Source organism: Terrabacter sp. AAH1, assembly GCF_054456855.1.
Window position 1 is genome coordinate 1 of record NZ_JBTJJV010000021.1, and the last position, 17,208, is coordinate 17,208.

At 72.2% G+C, this 17,208-nt stretch carries 15 protein-coding genes; 3 read left to right on the forward strand and 12 right to left on the reverse strand.

Features of this window, described 5'->3' with window-relative positions:
• Positions 1 to 153: 153 nt before the first annotated feature.
• The 6 genes from ACXR8F_RS20555 to ACXR8F_RS20580 all read right to left on the reverse strand — a co-directional run bounded on the left by ACXR8F_RS20555 (position 154) and on the right by ACXR8F_RS20580 (position 6,720).
• On the reverse strand, positions 154 to 495 hold the full coding sequence (locus ACXR8F_RS20555) for a hypothetical protein (RefSeq protein ID WP_045192748.1): 342 nt from the start codon (positions 493 to 495) through the stop codon (positions 154 to 156).
• Between the two features lie 112 nt (positions 496 to 607).
• Positions 608 to 2,362, reverse strand: a complete 1,755-nt coding sequence (ptsP, locus tag ACXR8F_RS20560; protein ID WP_458803348.1) for a phosphoenolpyruvate--protein phosphotransferase — start codon at positions 2,360 to 2,362, stop codon at positions 608 to 610.
• A gap of 15 nt (positions 2,363 to 2,377) precedes the next feature.
• Positions 2,378 to 2,647, reverse strand: a complete 270-nt coding sequence (locus ACXR8F_RS20565; RefSeq protein ID WP_045192766.1) for an HPr family phosphocarrier protein — start codon at positions 2,645 to 2,647, stop codon at positions 2,378 to 2,380.
• A gap of 154 nt (positions 2,648 to 2,801) precedes the next feature.
• The gene (locus ACXR8F_RS20570) at positions 2,802 to 4,916 is read right to left on the reverse strand and encodes a PTS fructose transporter subunit IIABC (protein WP_458803350.1); all 2,115 of its coding nucleotides are present in this window, start codon (positions 4,914 to 4,916) and stop codon (positions 2,802 to 2,804) included.
• Positions 4,917 to 5,017: 101 nt separating this feature from the next.
• A complete protein-coding gene (gene pfkB, locus ACXR8F_RS20575) occupies positions 5,018 to 5,962 on the reverse strand; it encodes a 1-phosphofructokinase (RefSeq protein WP_045192751.1) in 945 nt (314 codons plus the stop codon).
• Complete coding sequence (locus tag ACXR8F_RS20580) at positions 5,959 to 6,720, reverse strand: DeoR/GlpR family DNA-binding transcription regulator (protein ID WP_045192752.1); 762 nt, start codon at positions 6,718 to 6,720, stop codon at positions 5,959 to 5,961. The genes pfkB and ACXR8F_RS20580 overlap by 4 nt, the downstream gene beginning before the upstream one ends.
• Positions 6,721 to 6,942: 222 nt before the next feature.
• Between ACXR8F_RS20580 and ACXR8F_RS20585 the strand changes: the two genes are divergently transcribed.
• Positions 6,943 to 7,887 (forward strand): lysophospholipase, encoded by a 945-nt coding sequence (locus ACXR8F_RS20585; RefSeq protein WP_458803353.1) that lies wholly within the window; start codon positions 6,943 to 6,945, stop codon positions 7,885 to 7,887.
• Between the two features lie 298 nt (positions 7,888 to 8,185).
• Here ACXR8F_RS20585 and ACXR8F_RS20590 read toward each other — a convergent pair whose 3' ends face one another.
• From ACXR8F_RS20590 to ACXR8F_RS20600, 3 genes are all read right to left on the reverse strand, one after another.
• On the reverse strand, positions 8,186 to 9,823 hold the full coding sequence (locus ACXR8F_RS20590) for a DUF4389 domain-containing protein (protein WP_458803355.1): 1,638 nt from the start codon (positions 9,821 to 9,823) through the stop codon (positions 8,186 to 8,188).
• 176 nt (positions 9,824 to 9,999) lie between these two features.
• On the reverse strand, positions 10,000 to 10,485 hold the full coding sequence (locus tag ACXR8F_RS20595; RefSeq protein WP_458803356.1) for a hypothetical protein: 486 nt from the start codon (positions 10,483 to 10,485) through the stop codon (positions 10,000 to 10,002).
• The gene (locus ACXR8F_RS20600; protein WP_458803358.1) at positions 10,482 to 11,972 is read right to left on the reverse strand and encodes a cyclic 2,3-diphosphoglycerate synthase; all 1,491 of its coding nucleotides are present in this window, start codon (positions 11,970 to 11,972) and stop codon (positions 10,482 to 10,484) included. Before ACXR8F_RS20600 ends, ACXR8F_RS20595 begins: the two co-directional genes overlap by 4 nt.
• Positions 11,973 to 12,147: 175 nt before the next feature.
• Between ACXR8F_RS20600 and rocD the strand changes: the two genes are divergently transcribed.
• A complete protein-coding gene (rocD, locus tag ACXR8F_RS20605) occupies positions 12,148 to 13,413 on the forward strand; it encodes an ornithine--oxo-acid transaminase (RefSeq protein WP_458803360.1) in 1,266 nt (421 codons plus the stop codon).
• 73 nt (positions 13,414 to 13,486) lie between these two features.
• On the opposite strand, the gene ACXR8F_RS20610 is transcribed toward rocD, so the two are convergent.
• Together ACXR8F_RS20610 and ACXR8F_RS20615 are read right to left on the reverse strand one after the other, a co-directional pair.
• Positions 13,487 to 14,851 carry an HNH endonuclease signature motif containing protein gene (locus tag ACXR8F_RS20610; RefSeq protein ID WP_458803362.1) on the reverse strand — a complete coding sequence of 455 codons (1,365 nt, stop codon included), beginning with the start codon at positions 14,849 to 14,851 and terminating at the stop codon, positions 13,487 to 13,489.
• Positions 14,852 to 15,253: 402 nt separating this feature from the next.
• Positions 15,254 to 15,964, reverse strand: a complete 711-nt coding sequence (locus ACXR8F_RS20615) for a hypothetical protein (protein ID WP_458803363.1) — start codon at positions 15,962 to 15,964, stop codon at positions 15,254 to 15,256.
• A gap of 170 nt (positions 15,965 to 16,134) precedes the next feature.
• On the opposite strand from ACXR8F_RS20615, the gene ACXR8F_RS20620 reads away from it, so the two are divergent.
• Positions 16,135 to 16,374 (forward strand): PLD nuclease N-terminal domain-containing protein, encoded by a 240-nt coding sequence (locus ACXR8F_RS20620; RefSeq protein WP_458803365.1) that lies wholly within the window; start codon positions 16,135 to 16,137, stop codon positions 16,372 to 16,374.
• Here ACXR8F_RS20620 and ACXR8F_RS20625 read toward each other — a convergent pair.
• A complete protein-coding gene (locus tag ACXR8F_RS20625; RefSeq protein WP_458803367.1) occupies positions 16,353 to 16,997 on the reverse strand; it encodes an SRPBCC family protein in 645 nt (214 codons plus the stop codon). The genes ACXR8F_RS20620 and ACXR8F_RS20625 overlap by 22 nt on opposite strands.
• Between the last annotated feature and the right edge of the window lie 211 nt (positions 16,998 to 17,208).

Below are 17,208 nucleotides of genomic sequence, written 5' to 3' on the forward strand. Positions count from 1 at the left end.
CCCAGAGCTGGACCAGGATCCTCTGGCGCTGCTGGCACGACCACGTGCCCTACGACCCCGACCTACACGGACGCTTGGTGGTCCTCCAACAACAGACCGCTTGACATAGGGCTCTCAGTGCATGACCTCAGTGCATGACCTCGGCGACGTGTCTCAGTGCCGAGGCCCCCGGGGGTGCCGGTCGTGGTGGCGGTCGGCGGCCTCGCGCAGCTGGGAGACGACCTTCGCCTCGGCGTCCTGCAGGGCCGCCTTCGTGTCGGTGAGGTCGGAGGCGCCGATCACGGTCGGAAGCCCGCTGACGTGGACCTCGATCGAGGTGCGCATGCCGGGCTGGCCACGATCCTTGACCCGCAGGCCGATGTGCACCATCGACGGGTCGAACCGGCTCAGCTGGTGGAACAGCTGGGTCAGGGTGCGCTCGATGAAGGGGAGGTCGTCCTCGTGGTAGCCGTCCTCGAGGCGGACCCGGTTCATGAAGAGGCTGGGCGTGCTCATGTCGAGCTCCTTTGCCGTGCGGACGCCGGGACCGGCGCCCGTCTCCAGTCTAGTGAAGGGCCTTGCGGCGCAAGGCATCGAGCACCGTGGCCGGCGTCACGTTGGCCGCCTCTCAGAGCAGGTCGGTGAGCTCGCTCCTGGCGCCCTCGCGCACGGCGTGCAGGGCGTCGACCGCCGTACGCGCGTCGCGGGCCGCCGTCGCGAGCGCCTGGCACTCCGCCACCGAGTGCAGCGACAGGGCCAGCCGCACGACCGGGACCTTGCTCGGCGCCATCGACAGCGAGGTGACGCCGAGGCCGACGAGCACGAGCGCGAGCAGCGGGTCGCCCGCCGACTCGCCGCAGACCCCGATGGGACGGTCGACCTTCGCCGCGCCCTCGCAGGCCGCACCGACGACGTCGAGCACCGCCGGCTGCCACGGGTCGAGCAGGTCGGACAGCGCACCCTGCATGCGGTCGGCCGCCATCGTGTACTGCGCCAGGTCGTTGGTGCCCAGCGAGCCGAAGTCGACCTCACCGAGCACGTCCTTGGCGCGCAGCGCGGCGCCCGGCACCTCGATCATGACGCCCGCCTTGGGCAGGCCGTTCTCACGGACGCGACGGGCGAACCACGCCGCCTCCTCGGCGGTCGCGACCATCGGCGCCATGACGCGCACGTCGGCGCCGGTCTCGCGAGCGGCGACGGCGAGGGCCTCGAGCTGGGCGTCGAGCAGGTCGGGGCGCTCGGCGGAGAGGCGAAGGCCACGGCGTCCGAGGGCGGGGTTCTCCTCGGGCCCGAGGTCGGCGAACTTCAGCGGCTTGTCGGCCCCGGCGTCGAGCGTGCGCACGACGACGCGGCGGCCCTCGAACGGCGCGAAGACTCCGCGGTAGATCTCCGCCTGCTCCTCGACCGTCGGCGCCTTCGTGGCCGACAGGTAGACGAACTCGGTGCGGAAGAGGCCCACGCCCTCGAGGTCCTGGGCGCCGGCCGCGACGGCATCCTCGACGCCTCCGATGTTGGCGAGCAGCGCGACGGGCGCACCGTCGGACGTGCGTCCGGCGCCGGAGAGCTGCGACAGCGCCTCCTTGCGACGGGCAGCCCGCTCGCGCTGGGCGGTGACGAGCGACATGTCCGGGTCGATCGTCACCTCGCCCGAGTCGCCGTCGAGAGCGACCGGCGTGCCGGCCGGGATGGCGGTCGCGTGGGGCACCTGCACGACGGCCGGGATGCCCATCTGCGCCGCGAGGATCGCGGTGTGGCTGGTGCGGCCACCCGCTTCGGTGATGATGCCGACGACGAGCGACCGGTCGAGCGTCGCCGTCTCGGCGGGGGCGAGGTCCTCGGCGATGATGACGCTCGGCTCGGAGAAGGGCGGCACGCCCGGCGCGGGAACGCCCAGCACCGCTGCGACAGCACGGGATCCGACGTCGCGGAGGTCGGCCACCCGCTCGGCGAAGTACCCGCCGAGCGCCTCGAACTGGGCGGCATACGTCTCGACGGCGTTGGCGATCGAGGTGGCGCGGCCGTGACCGGCGGCCAGCTCCTTCGACGCCGCCTTGACGAGGCCCTTGTCGCGGGCGATGAGGGCCGTCGCCTTGAGGATCTGCTGGGCCGTGTCCTCGACCCGGGTGGCTCGCTCCTCGAGCGAGACCGCGACCGACTCAAAGGCCGCCTTCACGTCGGCGAGCGCTGCGTCCTGGTCGTCGACGGCCGGCTCGTGCGCGGGCGGGCGGACCGGTGGCGCCACCTGCACCACCGGCCCGTATGCCGTGCCCGGGCTGACGCCGATGCCCTGCCTGGTCTCGCCGCGCTGGCTGTCCTGGCCAGTCTGGCTGGCCTCGCCAGTCTGGCTGGTCCGGGTGGTCTGGCTGGTCTCCGAGTCGGCCATGGGGACTGCTCCGTCCTACTCCGCGTCGAGGTCGCGCGAGAGCAGCTCGACGAGGGAGTCGAGCGTCTCGTCCGCGCCGTCGCCCTCTGCCGTCAGGACGACCTCCTCGCCGTGCTTGGCGCCGAGGGCCATGACGCCGAGGATGCTCGTCGCGTCGACGGGGTCCTCGCCCGGCTTGGCGATCTCGACGTCGAGGCCCGAGCTGCTCGCAGCCTCGACGAAGAGCGCGGCCGGCCGGGCGTGCAGGCCCACCGAGGAGGCGATGGTGACGGTACGGGTTGGCATGAGGCGTGCTCCTTCTGGGATGACAGGCTTGGTGTCAGGCGTGGTGTCAGGCTGGAGGTCAGGCTGGAGGTCAGTCGTCGTGCAGTCAGTCGAGCGGACGTGACCCAGGTCCACGATGAAGCACGTGGTGACCTGGGTCACGTCCACCGCTATCTCAGACCGTAGCGGTCGCGTCGATCTCGGCGAGGTTCGTCTCTCGCGACTTCAGGGTGATGACGATGCCGGCCATGACGGCGACACCGACTGCGAGCGCCACGACGAAGAGCAGGAAGTTGCCGATGAGCGGCAGCACCCAGATGCCTCCGTGCGGGGCGCGCAGCGTCGTGCCGAACAGCATCGCGAGGGCACCGGTGACCGCGGAGCCGATGACCGAGCTGGCGATGATGCGCACCGGGTCGGCGGCGGCGAACGGGATGGCTCCCTCGGAGATGAACGAGAAGCCGAGCAGCCAGGCCGCCTTGCCGTTCTCACGCTCCGGCTCGGAGAACAGGTGCGGACGGATGGTCGTGCTGAGAGCCATCGCGAGCGGGGCGACCATGCCGGCGGCCATGACGGCGGCCATGATCTTCAGCTGCGGGGCGTTGGTGGACGCACCCGCGGCCGCGAGACCGGTGGTGGCGAACGCGTACGCGACCTTGTTGACCGGGCCGCCGAGGTCGAAGCCCATCATCGCGCCGAGGATGATGCCGAGGACGATCGCGCTGGCACCGGTCATGCCGGTGAGCCAGCTGTTGAGGCCGTCGGTGAGGCCCTTGATCGGGCGGCCGAGCACGGTGATGAACAGGCCGATCGTGATGAGCGAGCTGAGGAGCGGGATCACGACCACGGGCATGACGCCGCGGACGCCCTTGGCGACGTTCCAGCCGGAGACCCAGCGGGCGACGAAGCCGCCGATGAGGCCGGTGACGAGGCCGCCGAGGAAGCCGGCACCCATCGTGGAGGCCACGGCGCCACCGACGATGCCGGGCACGAGCCCCGGGCGGTCGGCGATCGCGAAGGCGATGAAGCCGGAGAGGATCGGCACGAGGAAGCCGAACGACGCGCCGCCGATGACGAAGAGGAGCGCGGCCCACGAGGTCAGGCTGACCGGGTTGAAGTTCTGGGCGATGTTGAACTGGTCGGTCGAGGTCAGGTTGTACTTGACGATCTGGATCGCGCCGTCCTGGCCGAGCGCGACCTGGGCGAGCATGAACGACAGGGCGATGAGGATGCCGCCCGCGGCGACGAACGGGATCATGTACGAGACACCCGTCATCAGCCACTGGCGCACCTTCGTCGCGGTGCTCGCGCCCTCCTCGACCTTCGAGGTGAGGCCACCCGACGCGCCCGCGGCGGCGGCGGCGCGGGCCGCGGCCTCGCGCTTGCTCGGGTCGGCGTCCCACTCGGCGACGAGCCGCTCGGCCTGGAGCACGAGCGCCGGGCCGTCGGAGATGCCCTTCTTCACGCCCACGTCGACGAGGGGCTTGCCAGCGAAGCGGCCGGCGTCCTTGACGGGCAGGTCGTGGGCGAAGATCACGGCGTCGGCGGCGGCGATCTGGGCCGCGGTGAGCGGCTTGGAACCGGCGGAGCCCTGGGTCTCGACGAGCATCGTGTGGCCGGCGGCCTTCGCGGCGTTCTCGAGGCCCTCGGCGGCCATGTAGGTGTGGGCGATCCCGGTCGGGCACGAGGTGACGCCGACGAGGTTGAGGGTGCGCGCGGCGGGCGCCTCGGCCGTGGCGACGGAGCCGGCTGCGGCACCGGTGCGGTCTGCGGCACCGGCGGACGCGGCGGCAGCAGCCGGGGCGGCGGCGGGTGCGGCGGCACCGGCGGGCTGGTCGAGCTCGACCTCGGCGCTGACGATGCGCACGACCTCGGCCTCGGTGGTGGCCGCGGCGAGCGCCGCCTTGAAGTCCTTCTTCATGAGGGCGCGAGCGAGCTTGGGGAGCATCTGCATGTGCGCGTCGCCGCCGCCCTCGGGGGCTGCGATGAGGAAGACGAGCGTGGCCGGGCCGTCCTTGGCGCCCCAGTCGATGCCGCCCCCGTCACCCGTCGCACGGCCGAAGACGAGCGACGGCTCGGTGATCGCGGCGCTGCGGGCGTGCGGGATGCCGATGCCGCCGGGCAGACCGGTGGCCATCGTCTCCTCGCGCTTGCGCACGTCGTCGAGGAAGGTGTCGAGGTCGGTGCACCTGCCGGTCGCGACGAGGCGCTCGCCGAGCCTCCGCGTCGCCTCGTGGCGGTCGGCACCTGTGAGGTCGAGGACGACCTGCTCTTCGGTGATGAGGGACATGGGGTTTTCCTTTCGGAGGATCGGGTCGATCGATGTTTCGGTGTCGTGGGGCCGGCTTCGGGGCCGGCGCGGTGGCCTGCTTCGAGGCCGGTCGTCGTCGGTCAGGTGAGTGCGAGGGCGAGGTCGGGCTCGTGGGTGAGCTCGGCGCGTATGCCGTCGAGGTCGTCGGGGGTCGGCACGCGGCTTCCGGGGAGGGTGACCGCCGCGGCGCCCCACCTCACCCCGGTCATCAGGGCGTCCGCCGGGTCGAGCCCGGTGGACAGGCCGTGGAGCAGGCCGGCGAGCATGCAGTCGCCGGCGCCCACGGTGGACAGGGGGGCGGTGATCGTGGCTCGGGCGTGCGCGAAGGCCCCGGCGGTCACCAACAGGGCGCCGTCGCCGCCGAGGCTGACGGCGACGACCTCGATGCCGCCGGCCACGAGCTCGCGTGCGGCGTCGCGCACGTGGCCCAGGGTGGGCAGGTCGTGGCCGACGAGCTCGGCGAGCTCCTCGTGGTTCGGCTTGATGAGGTGCGGCTTCGCGGCGACGGCGGCGGCGAACGGGGCGCCGGAGGAGTCGATGGCGACACGGCCACCACGCCCGCGCACCCGGGCGACGAGGACGGCATACAGGTCGGTGGGGGCGCCGGGCGGGAGGCTGCCGCAGCCGACGACCCAGTCGGCGCCCACGCTGCGCTCGAGGGTGGTCTCGAGGAGGGCCTCGACCTCGTCCTGCGACAGGTCGGGGCCGGGCTCGTTGAGCTTCGTCGTGGTGCCGTCGGGCTCGAGGACGCTGATGTTCATGCGCACGGTGCCGCGCACGGGCACGGAGGCGTGGGCGACGCCGGCGGTGTCGAGGAGGTCCTCGAGCAGGTGGCCCTCGGGCCCGCCGATGGGCAGCACGGCGGTCGTGGCCGCGCCCTGGGCGGCCAGCGCGCGGGAGACGTTGACACCCTTGCCGCCAGGGTCGAGCTGGCTGCCGGTGCCGCGGTGCACCTCGCCGCGGTGGAGCGCGTCGATGAAGACGGCGCGGTCGATGCTGGGGTTGGGCGTGAGCGTGACGATCATGCGGTCACCACTTCCGGTCCGGCCGCACGGATCTCGGCGGCGACGTCGTCGTCGAGGTCGGTGTCGGTGATGACGAGGTCAATGTCGGACAGCTGGGCGAAACGGTGGAGGTGGTCGTCGCCGGCCTTGCTCGAGTCGGTGAGCACGACGCACCGGCGGGCGGCGTGGACCATCGCGCGCTTGACGAGCGACTCCGACTGGTCGGGGGTGGTGAGGCCGCGGGCGCCGGAGATGCCGTTCGTGCCGATGATCGCGAGGTCGACGGTGATGTCGGCGAGGGGGCTGACCGCCCAGTCGCCGACGGAGGCGCCGGTCGTGCCGCGCACCCGGCCGCCGAGCAGGTAGAGGTTGATGCCCGGGTGGGTCGACAGGACGCTGGCCGCGGCGAGGCTGTTGGTGATGACCGTGAGGTCGATGTCGGGCGGGAGCATCTCGGCGACGGCGAGCGATGTCGAGCCGGCGTCGAGGATGATGCTGCCGCCGCTCGGCAGCTCGTCGAGGGCGCGGGCGGCGATGCGCCGCTTGACGTCGGCGAGGCGCCCGGACCGGGTGGCGAGCGTCGGCTCGACCTCGAGACGCTCGACGGGGATCGCGCCGCCGTGGACCCGGCGCAGCGACCCGCGGCGCTCGAGGGCGGTGAGGTCGCGGCGCACGGTCTCGGCGGCGACCCCCAGGGAGTCGGCGAGGGCGGCGACCTCGACACGGCCGGCCCGACGGGCCTCGGCGATGATGCGCTGCTGCCGCTCCGCTGCGTACACCCGGACTCCTTCGTCCTGTCGTTCGGTGCGCCCCGTCGTGGGGTCGTGCCTCTAGGAAACCACCGGATCGGTTCGATGTAAATAGATTCGGGCGCCCGTTTTTGTGGTTTTAGCGAGGGAACCGGGCAGAACGTGATGAAACGGGCAGCCCCCAGCAGCGCGTGGTCGGGGGCGGCGCGTGGTCACGGGCGCAGCGCTTCCCGGCGGCATACAGTTCGGCTCATGCAGAGCAGCACCTTCACGCTGACCACGCCCGACGGCACCGAGGTCTTCGTCAACCGGTGGCTCCCCGACGGTCCCGCCAAGGCGGTCGTGCAGCTCGCGCACGGGCTCGCCGAGCACTCGAGCCGCTACGCACGCTTCGCGCAGCGCCTCACCGACCACGGGTATGCCGTCTACGGCTCGGACCACCGCGGCCACGGCCAGACGTCCGGCGAGTCGTCCGGCAGGCGCGGCTTCTTCAGCGAGAAGGACGGCTGGCAGACCGTCGTCGACGACCTGCACGCGGTCACCGACAAGGCGCGCGAGGAGCAGCCGGGACTGCCCGTCTTCCTCCTCGGCCACAGCATGGGCTCGTTCATCTCGCGGGGGTATGCCGCGCAGTACGGCTCCGAGCTGGCCGGCCTCGTGCTGTCGGGCACCGCCGGCGGGGCGGGAGCCCTCGGCAAGGTGGGCGTCTTCCTCGCGTCCACGCAGGCACGGCTGCGCGGTCACGCCCACACCAGCGGGCTGATGAACACGCTGACGTTCGGCCAGTACAACTCGGCCTTCAAGCCGGCCCGCACCCAGTTCGACTGGCTGTCAAGAGATCCCGATGAGGTCGACAAGTACGTCAACGACCCCGACTGCGGGTTCGTCTTCAGCGCAGGCGGTTTCGCCGACCTGCTGCGGGGGCTCGAGTCGGTCAACACCGACCGCCTCGCCTCGCGCATCCCCAAGGGTCTGCCCGTCCACCTCGTCTCCGGCGACAAGGACCCTGTCGGCGGCAAGGACGCCAAGGGAGTCCGAGCGGTGGCCGACCAGCTGCGCCGCGTCGGCGTGCAGGACGTGACGCTGAGGCTGTGGCCCGACGCGCGCCACGAGATCCTCAACGAGACCAACCGCGACGAGGTGGAGACCGAGATCGTCGAGTGGCTCGACGCTCACCTCGTCACGGCGCCGTCGTGAACCGGCCGTTCCGCATCGTCGTCGGGGCCGTCCTGCTGGCCATGGGCGTGCTCTGGACCCTGCAGGGCCTCGGCTCGTGGGCGGGAGCGCGATGTCGGGCCAGGTCGTCTGGGCCGTCATCGGCCCGGTCGTCGCGCTCGCCGGGCTGGGTCTCGCCCTCTCCCGCCCGCGCAAGCCGTAGGAAACTGAGCACTCGACTGTGTGGGGGTCCCCGACCAACCCACCATCGAGTGCTCAGTTTCCGACGCGCGCCCACCGTCGAGTGCTCAGTTTCCGACGCGCGCCCACCGTCGAGTGCTCAGATGGAGTACTGCGGCGGCCCTTCGGCGCGCTCCGTCCCGACGGCCGGCGGTGGCGGCGGGATCGGCGTCTCGGGGCCGCCCTCGTCGAGCTGGAAGGGCGGGTACACGTCGGTCATCAGCGCGGCGTACGCAGCCACCCGGTAGACCCACCGGTTGAGCCCGATGACGAGGTCGAACAGTGCCCGCGGGTAGCGGTCGGCGAAGAGCAGCGACAGCCCGGCGACGAGCACGAGGAGGCCGAGCAGGCCCCACCCGAAGGACTCGAGGTGAGCGCCGCCGTCACGGGCCCGGTTCCACGCCCAGCCGCCACCGACGATGAGCCCCACGATGATGTAGTGCGGGATCGCGAGCAGCCACCACTTGACGAGCACGAGCCCGCGCGAGAGGCGCTCGGGGTAGGCGATGTCGAGCGTCGCGGGGTAGTCGGGCTCGGCGCCAAGGCTGAACGGCGGGTAGCGGTCGGTGCCGAACGCGCCGTTCGCGTAGTACGACACGCGCCACGACCAGCGCAGCACGCCGAGGTTGAAGTCGAAGAGGCCGCGCGGGTACTGCCCCGTCACGAGGATCGCGAAGAACGCGATCACCGTCACGACCCAGAACGCGAGCCAGAGGAACGCCAGCACGACGAGGTGCGGGATGACGAGCAGCCACTTGAGCAGCCACAGCCACCGTGAGAGCGGCTCGTCGAGCCGTGCGTCCAGCCGCACCGGGCTCACCGCACGGGTGGCGGCACCCCACGTGGGTGGTGCGGCCGCTGCCGCCCCACTGACGGCGTATGCCGTCGCGCCCGGTTGCGGGGGCAGCGGCTCCCGACCGGGGGCGGCGGGTGCCGCGTGGTCGGCCTGCGCTGGGTAGCCGCTCTGCGCGGGGTAGCCCGTCGTGGCCGGGTAGGCCGAGGTGGCTGGGTAACCGGGGCCGCTCGGGTGGTCGCCAGAGCGGGAGCCTGTCGTCCCCCGGATGATGAGGGCCACGGCGAGACCGGTCAGCACGAGACCGACACCGAGCATGATCAGGGCGAGCGGGATGAGGAAGTTCGCGCGCACGCCCATGGTGACGGCGAGGTCGACGCCGGGGCTGCCGTCGGCGTTCATCAGCACGACGGCCCAACGACCGTCGGTGACGTGCCAGGTGAGCACCTGCTGTCCGGTGCCGTCGGCGGAGGCGGCCCAGAAGGTCTGGGTCGAGGGCGGGGTCACGGTCGAACCACCCGGCACGGTGCGCAGCACCGCGGCCCGCTGCCCGCGGGAGAACGGGTCGGTGATGTCGACAACCTCGTCGTGCGTGACGCCGCCGAGGTAGGAGTCGACGCGCTGCGCGTCACCGATGCCGATGAAGACGGGCCGGCCGTTGTCCGTGGACCTGGCGGTGAGCCGGACGTCGACGCCCAGTCGGTCGAACGCCCAGGTCGGCACGTCCTGCCCGGCCTGCACCGCGACGTCCTCGGCCGTGATCGCGGGGGTGGCGCTGCGCAGGCTCGGCAGCGAGCCGGTGAAGTAGCCGGCGCTGTCACGCCCGACGGCATACGTGATGGCGAGGCCTGCGCCCCCGAGGAGCAGGCCGAGGCCGGGAAGGATGAGGAGGCAGCCGATGACGAGGGCTACCAGATGGGGACGGGTGGGGTGCGAGGCACGCACGGGTGGAGGGCTGCTGGTTCCGGACACGCTGCAGCGACCTGTCTCGGCGAAGAGGCCGTGTCTTCCTGCGCCGGGGCGACGCGGACGGCTTGGTCAGCGTCCTAGGGTTCCCCGGTTCCTTCACGCTACGCCGATCTGACGAATCCGCTTGGGAACAGGGACATTCGTGGCCCACCTCACGAGCTGTCGCGGCCACCGCGGACGAGCCGGACCGCCGCGGACAGGATCGCGATCCCGCTGCCGACGAGCGCGACCACCCCCAGCACCCGGATCACGGTCTCCCAGGGTGTGCCCAGCACGTCGAACGGGAAGACCTGCCAGATACGCACGATGGCGGCGATGCCGACACCGGTGATGGCGAGGTCGGTGAGGGCCTTGAAGCGCGGCGGGTCGGCGGCGGCGAGCAGGAGGTTCGCGACCGCTGCGACGACGAGCGAGGCGTTGACGATGCCGAGGACCTCCGGAGTGCGGTCGGTGAGGAACGGCACGGCCTCCCATCCGGGCCAGGCATTGACGAGCACGAGCATGACGACGTTGACGAGGACGCCACCGCCGTAGCCCCCGCTACGGGCCGCCCTGCCCGGTCTCTGCTGCGGCTCGTCGAGGTGGCCGGACCGGTGGTCGCGCGAGTCGGACGGCTGGTGCTCGGTCGCGGCGCTCATGGCGCGCTCCCGGCGGGAACCGAGGACGCGCCCTCACGGGCGAACGACTCCCCCGAGGCCGTATGCCGTTCCAGCAGCTCGGCGGGCAGCGCCGCGCGCACCGCAGTGGCCAGCCCACCCGGCACGACCTCGCGCAGCTCGTAGCGGGCGCGTACCACCGGGACCGGCGCCGACAGGACGCGGGTCAGGTCGATGGGGGTGCCGGCGACGACGGCGTCACAGGCGCCGGCTGCGACGGCGGCGCGGATCGTCGCCTCGAGGTCGCCGACCTGCGCTGCGCCGTAGCCCATGGCCGGGAGCACGCCCCGGGCGTTCGGGTACTTCGCGTAGGTCGCGGCGATCGACCCGACGGCATACGGCGTCGGGTCGACGATCTCGGTGGCACCGGCGGATCGGGCGCCGACGACGCCGGCCCCGTAGGTCATCGACCCGTGGGTCAGGGTGGGGCCGTCCTCGACCGCGATGACGCGGCGACCGCGCACCGCGTCCGGGTCGTCGAGGGTGACGGGGCTGTCGGCGCGCAGCACGGTTGCCGCAGGGTTGAGCGAGCGCACCGAAGCCTCGACGGCCTCGATGTCGCTGGGACGGGCCGAGTCGCACTTGGCGACGACGACGACGTCGGCCAGGCGCACGTTCGCCTCGCCGGGGTGGTACGTGGCCTCGTCGCCGGGGCGCAGCGGGTCGGCGAGGACGAGGTGCAGGTCGGGGACGTAGAACGGCAGGTCGTTGTTGCCGCCGTCCCAGAGGATGACGTCGGCCTCCTGCTCGGCCTCGCGCAGGATCCGCTCGTAGTCGACGCCGGCGTAGACGACGACGCCGCTGTCGATGTGCGGCTCGTACTCCTCGCGCTCCTCGATGGTGCAGTCGTGCAGGTCGAGGTCGGTATGGGTGGCGAAGCGCTGCACGGCCTGGGCGGCCAGATCGCCGTACGGCATCGGGTGGCGCACCGCGACCACGCGCAGGCCGAGGTCGCGGAGCAGCCGCGAGAGGTAGCGGGTGGTCTGGCTCTTGCCGACCCCCGTGCGCACTGCAGTGACGGCCACGACCGGCTTCGTGCTGCGCAGCATCGTGTGGCGTGCGCCGTGGAGCCGGAAGTCGGCGCCGGCTGCGATGGCCTGTGACGCGAGGTGCATGACCTGCTCGTGCCGCACGTCGGAGTAGGCGAAGACGACGACGTCGACGTGCTCGCGCCCAATGAGGTCGGACAGCTCGGACTCGGAGACGATCGGGATGCCCTCCGGGTAGAGGTCGCCCGCGAGCTCCGGCGGGTAGCGCCGACCCTCGATGTCGGGGATCTGCGTGGCCGTGAACGCGACCACCTCGTGGCTCGGGTCGTCGCGGAAGACGACGTTGAAGTCGTGGAAGTCGCGACCGGCGGCGCCGAGGATGACGACGCGGGTGCGGTGCGAGCCAGTGCTGGTGTGATCGATGCTCGTGTGATCGATGCTCGTGTGATCGCTGCTCGTGTGATCGGTGCTGCTGTGCATGGCCATCTCCGCGGCTGGGCCACCGACGTGACCGACACACCCCAGCGCGGGTAGTCCTGGCTGCGAGGCCCGCCATCGCCAGTGTCCCACCGGGCCCGGGCCGCGGCGGGCGGCAGAGAGCGGGGTCACGTCCGAAGCGGGTGCCCCACGACCGGCACGGTGCGACGATCGAAGGGTGAGCGACACGGCCGCACGACCCGAGGCCAGCGAGCTGATCAGCCCGGCCCGGATTCCCACCCCTGGCACCCCGACCCACGAGCACGTCTCCCTCGCCGAGGACTGGGTGGCGAGCAACTACAGCCCGCTGCCCGTCGTCATCGAGAGCGCCGAGGGGGCGTGGGTCACCGACGTGGAGGGGCGCCGCTACCTCGACGCGCTCGCCGGCTACTCGGCGCTCAACTTCGGGCACCTGCATCCCCTGCTCGTCGACGCGGCGCGGTCACAGCTCGACCGACTGACCCTGACGAGCCGCGCCTTCCACAGCGACCGGCTCGGACCGTTCTGCCGCGACCTCGCAACGCTGGCCGGCAAGGAGCTCGTGCTGCCGATGAACACCGGCGCCGAAGCCGTCGAGACAGCGATCAAGACGTCGCGCCGGTGGGGCTACGAGGTCAAGGGGGTGCCGGACGGCCAGGCGCGGATCGTCGTCATGGCCGGCAACTTCCACGGCCGCACGACGACCATCATCAGCTTCTCCGACGACCCGCTCGCGCACGACCACTACGGGCCCTACACACCCGGGTTCGACACGGTGCCCTTCGGCGACCTCGAGGCGCTCGAAGCGGCGATCACCGACGACACCGTGGCGGTGCTGCTCGAACCGGTGCAGGGCGAGGCGGGCGTCATCATCCCGCCCGACGGCTGGCTGCGTGGCGTGCGCGAGCTGACTCGTAGCCGCAACGTGCTCATGGTGGCCGATGAGATCCAGTCGGGCCTCGGCCGCACGGGCACGACCTTCGCCTGCGGTTTCGAGGGCGTCGTGCCGGACGTCTACGTGCTCGGCAAGGCGCTCGGTGGCGGCATCGTGCCGGTGTCGGCCGTGGTCGCCGACCGCGACGTGCTGGGCGTCTTCACCCCCGGGAGCCACGGGTCGACCTTCGGCGGCAACCCGCTCGCGGCCGCGGTCGGTCAGGCAGTGGTCGGGCTGCTCGCGACGGGTGAGTACCAGCAGCAGGCGCACCGGCTGGGCCTTGCCCTCGAGAGCGGGTTGCGCACCCTCGTGGGGCACGGCGTCGACGCGGTGCGCTGCCGTGGTCTGTGGGCGGGCGTCGATCTCGATCCCGACCTCATGACGGGACGCGAGGCCTCGCACCGCCTGCTCGAGCGCGGCGTGCTCGTCAAGGACACCCACGGCTCGACGGTGCGCATCGCTCCCCCGCTCGTCGTCACCGACGCCGACATCGAGATCCTGCTCGAGGCCTTCGCGGCGATCCTGCGCTGAGCCCGCGCCCGCGCCCGCGCCGATGACGGCAGGCCACTGACCCCGCCGGCTGGGGGCGGGGTGCGGGGCGGGGTCATCTCGTGTGCCAGGTGACCCCGGTCGCGGTGACGGTCGCGGTGAGGTCGTGCTGGTGGACGTGGGTGTGGTGGTGGGGGCAGAGCAGGGCCCCGTTGGCCAGGTCGGTCCGGCCCCCGCGGTGCCACGGGACGACGTGGTGGGCCTCGCACCAGGTCGCGGGCACGGTGCAGCCGGTGAAGCTGCAGCCCCGGTCTCGGGCGATCAACGCGAGGCGCTGGCTGTAGGTGAAGAGCCGTTCGCGGTAGCCGACGTCCAACGGTGCCCCGTCCCGGCCCAGGACCACCGGGATGATCCCCGCGTCGCACGCCAGCCGCCGCACCACCGACGGTGAGAGCACGTCCCCGGTCAACGTCATCCCGGCCCCCTTGCCGGCGCCCTTGCCGGCGCCCAAGGTGTTCTCGAGGTCGGCGGTGAGGGCGTCGTAGTCGATGAGCACGACGACCTTCGCCTTGTCGGTGACCGGGACCCCGCGGGCGGCCGCGACACCGCGGCCCACGATCGTGAGCAGCGCGTCCATCCGGCGCCGGGCCGGGGTGCGCTCGTCCGGGGCGGTCGTGTGGCCGTGCTCGTCCTTGACCGGACGCGGCGCCGCGAGCGGGTCGATCGCGGCTTGGAGGATCGCGGCGCCCTCGGGGTCGAGCATCCCGCGCAGGCCCACCATCCCGGTCTTCGTGGGCGGGGTGAACCACAGGCCGCGGGCCTGGCGTCGGCCCTGGTCCAGCGTGTCCTCGTCCCGCGGCGGGCGGACCTGCTCGGTGTGGTGCCGGGCCAGGCGGGCCAGCTCCTCCGGCCGCAGCACCCCCGCCTGCGCCGTCAGGTCGGTGACGGCCGTGTGCAGGTCGTCGGGGTCGGCGACCGGCGCGACCCGCTCCTCGAAGTCGAGGACCTGCGCCGCGTTGCCCACCGTGACCTGCTGCGTGGCCACGAGCATCCGCAGCCGCGCCCACCGGCTGTCAGCGAGTGCCGTCCCGACCGTCACGAACGCCTTCGCCTGCCCGGCGGTCAGGGACGGGTCGAGGCTGCGGAGCCAGTCGACCCGCGACAACGCACCCGGCGCGTCCACCCCCCGCGCGACCAGCTCGGACACCAACGTCACCAACGTGACCTCCAGGCCCCGCCGCTGCGCCGCGACCCGCTCCATCGCCCCCACCAGCGCGGCTTCCGGGTGGCCGCCCAGCCCGACCCCGAGGCTCGCCTCCAGCGTCACCGCTTCCGTCGCGTGCCAGCTCGCAGTCTGGCCCTCGCCGCTGAGGTCAGCTTTGGCCTCGATGCGCTCCTCGATCGATTCGATCCACACCGGGTCGTTGACCATCTCCTCGTAGCCGGCCATGTCGAGCCACGGCATCGCGAGCAGGTCCACCGACTCCAGCTCCTGCGTCGACCACCCCTCCCACGCCCCCTGCGGCTTCGAGGCGGGCCGCGACTCAGGCGCTACCCGCCATGCCCTGCCACGCCTACGCGATAGCGGCGCGCCCGGCGCGCCTGACCCGCATGCCCCGGTCGCCGTAGCCGGTGTCGGCGCGCCCCGTCGGGACGCCGCGGTCTGCTGGGACGAACCAGACGGCATACGCCCCGGGAACAGCTGCCAGAACCCCACCTCGGCCACGCCACCCGCCGCACGCTGACGCTCCTCGAGGTCAGCGAGCCGGCTCCTCAGGAGCTCGAGCGTCGACGGTTCCGGTGCCATGAGTCGAACATATGTGCGGCCACCGACAGCGCTCGGCCGAGCATCGGTCGGTGCCGACCGCCATGCGGACCAGCGTCAGCCGGGGAAGCCGAAGCAGGGGAAGAAACCCTCGACGCCGGGCCGGGGCACCTCGACGCATCGTGACCGTGTCTGCTCGATGACGCCATCAGTCGCCGGGCCCGCAGCCGAGCGGTCCCCGACCATCACGCTGAGCTCGGCCGAGGCATCCCGGCGCAGGTTGTTGTCGGTCGCGGAGACGTTGCCGTCGGCGTCGTGGTTGGAGTTCACCACGGTCGTGTGCTCGAGCGGGCCAGTCCCGGTCCAGGTCGCGACCAGGTGAACCGTGACGGGGTTGCCCTGACTGTCGGTGCCGGGGAGGTCGCTCGTGACTGAGGCGTGCGTCAGGCGCGGGTCGACGGCGAGCGGCGCACCGCTCTGCGCCTCCGCCTCGAAGAGGACGACGCCACCCCCACCGCCTCCAGCCGCTGCTTGGACGTCCATCGGGCTCCTCGCGCACGTGTCACTGACACGGACGAGGACCGACGTGAGGCCCTGCTTGTTCACGGGACCGGGCTGCGCGGCATACATCGCCGTGCTCGACGAGGCGAAGACCTCGGTGAGCTCGCAGCCCTGCATCGTCGTGGTGCTCGCGGACGCCGACGTGGACCCGATGGTGTGGTAGATCCGGGGCTGCGCGGCCCCGGCCGGTCCCGCCCCCAGCGGTCCGAGCGGTCCCAGGAGTAACGGTGCGACGAGGACGGCGACGACGGTGATGGCGCGTTTCATGGTGACTCCCGACCGAATCCCCTGCCTCTTCCAGCGTGGCACCGTGCCGCGACATCGACCGGGGCGCAAGGCGTCTCGTCGGTCACATCGGCTGCGGCGCGCCGCGTGGCCGTGCTACTCCGGAAGAGGGGCGAGGGGCGCCCCTGAATGAGGTGACCCGAGGAGGGGCCATGGCCAAGAAGCAGTGGTCGGAGCTGACGAGCGGCCAGAGGACGGCGACCATCGTGGCGGGCTGCGTGCAGCTGTCGCTCGCAGCGACGGCGTGGGCCGACCTGGCGCGCCGGCCGGCCGAGGAGGTCGAGGGCAGCAAGGCGATGTGGGCCGCGATCATCGCGGTGAACTTCGTCGGGCCGCTTGCCTACTTCGCGCGCGGTCGCAAGGTCGTCGCTCAGGCGCCTGCCGACGCCTGACGCTCCGCGCGGTCACGTATGCCGCGGAGCATCTTCTGGCTCATCAGCGAGCTCGCGGCCGAGACCGGTTCGACGAGCAGCGGTGACCACCAGTGGGTGTAGCCGAACCGTTCCCGCGTGATGAGCCGCGTCGCGGCGTGCGGGTGCCGGTGCAGCACGAACGCCCACGTGAAGTCGTAGGGTGCGACGCCGGGCGAACCCTCCGCCCCGGGGGGTGGTGCCGCTTGCAGCACGAGCGAGTGGTCCGGCTCGACGGACACGACCGTGAGGGCGACCTGCGGATGCAGGCGCACCAGGTCGCCGCGAGCGAGGTGCTGCCACTCCGGCACGACCGCGTCGGCACTGCGCAGGTTGCAGCCGGCGAGGTTCTCGAGCCGGTCGTAGCTGTAGAACCCGCCGCGGTCGGCACCGATCTGCGCCACCCACGGCCACACGACCTCGGGCACCGCCTCGATGGTGATGGCACGAGTCGCGACGAGGCCCGGTGCGGGGATGAGCTCGTCGCCCGGCAGCGGCTCGCGCGACTCCTCGGTGGTGGCGCCCCAGTGCAGCGCGGAGAAGCGGGCGGTCACGACCGACAGGGCCGCGGCGCCGACGAGGACGGGTGCGACGAGTCGCCTCATGTGGTCAACGGTAGTCCGGATCCCTTTGGGCGTTAGTCGGATTCACAGCGCGGGTGACGGAGCGAACAGCACCCAGAGGGCCCGGAAACTGATGAAGCCCGGCTCGCAGATGCGAGTCCGGGCCATCAGTGACGGTTCACGTACCACAACGGGCCAACCGCCGAAGTCTTTGTGTCGCTTGGGAAAAGTGTCCCGTTCTGCAACGACTCCG

Coding starts and splice junctions, on each gene's coding strand:
- ACXR8F_RS20595 (WP_458803356.1), bottom strand. CDS start 10,485: ATGAGCGCCGCGACCGAGCACCAGCCGTCCGACTCGCGCGACCACCGG.
- ACXR8F_RS20555 (WP_045192748.1), bottom strand. CDS start 495: ATGAGCACGCCCAGCCTCTTCATGAACCGGGTCCGCCTCGAGGACGGC.
- ACXR8F_RS20570 (WP_458803350.1), bottom strand. CDS start 4,916: ATGTCCCTCATCACCGAAGAGCAGGTCGTCCTCGACCTCACAGGTGCC.
- ACXR8F_RS20625 (WP_458803367.1), bottom strand. CDS start 16,997: ATGAGGCGACTCGTCGCACCCGTCCTCGTCGGCGCCGCGGCCCTGTCG.
- ACXR8F_RS20565 (WP_045192766.1), bottom strand. CDS start 2,647: ATGCCAACCCGTACCGTCACCATCGCCTCCTCGGTGGGCCTGCACGCC.
- ACXR8F_RS20585 (WP_458803353.1), top strand. CDS start 6,943: ATGCAGAGCAGCACCTTCACGCTGACCACGCCCGACGGCACCGAGGTC.
- ACXR8F_RS20615 (WP_458803363.1), bottom strand. CDS start 15,964: ATGAAACGCGCCATCACCGTCGTCGCCGTCCTCGTCGCACCGTTACTC.
- pfkB (WP_045192751.1), bottom strand. CDS start 5,962: ATGATCGTCACGCTCACGCCCAACCCCAGCATCGACCGCGCCGTCTTC.
- ACXR8F_RS20600 (WP_458803358.1), bottom strand. CDS start 11,972: ATGCACAGCAGCACCGATCACACGAGCAGCGATCACACGAGCATCGAT.
- ptsP (WP_458803348.1), bottom strand. CDS start 2,362: ATGGCCGACTCGGAGACCAGCCAGACCACCCGGACCAGCCAGACTGGC.
- ACXR8F_RS20620 (WP_458803365.1), top strand. CDS start 16,135: ATGGCCAAGAAGCAGTGGTCGGAGCTGACGAGCGGCCAGAGGACGGCG.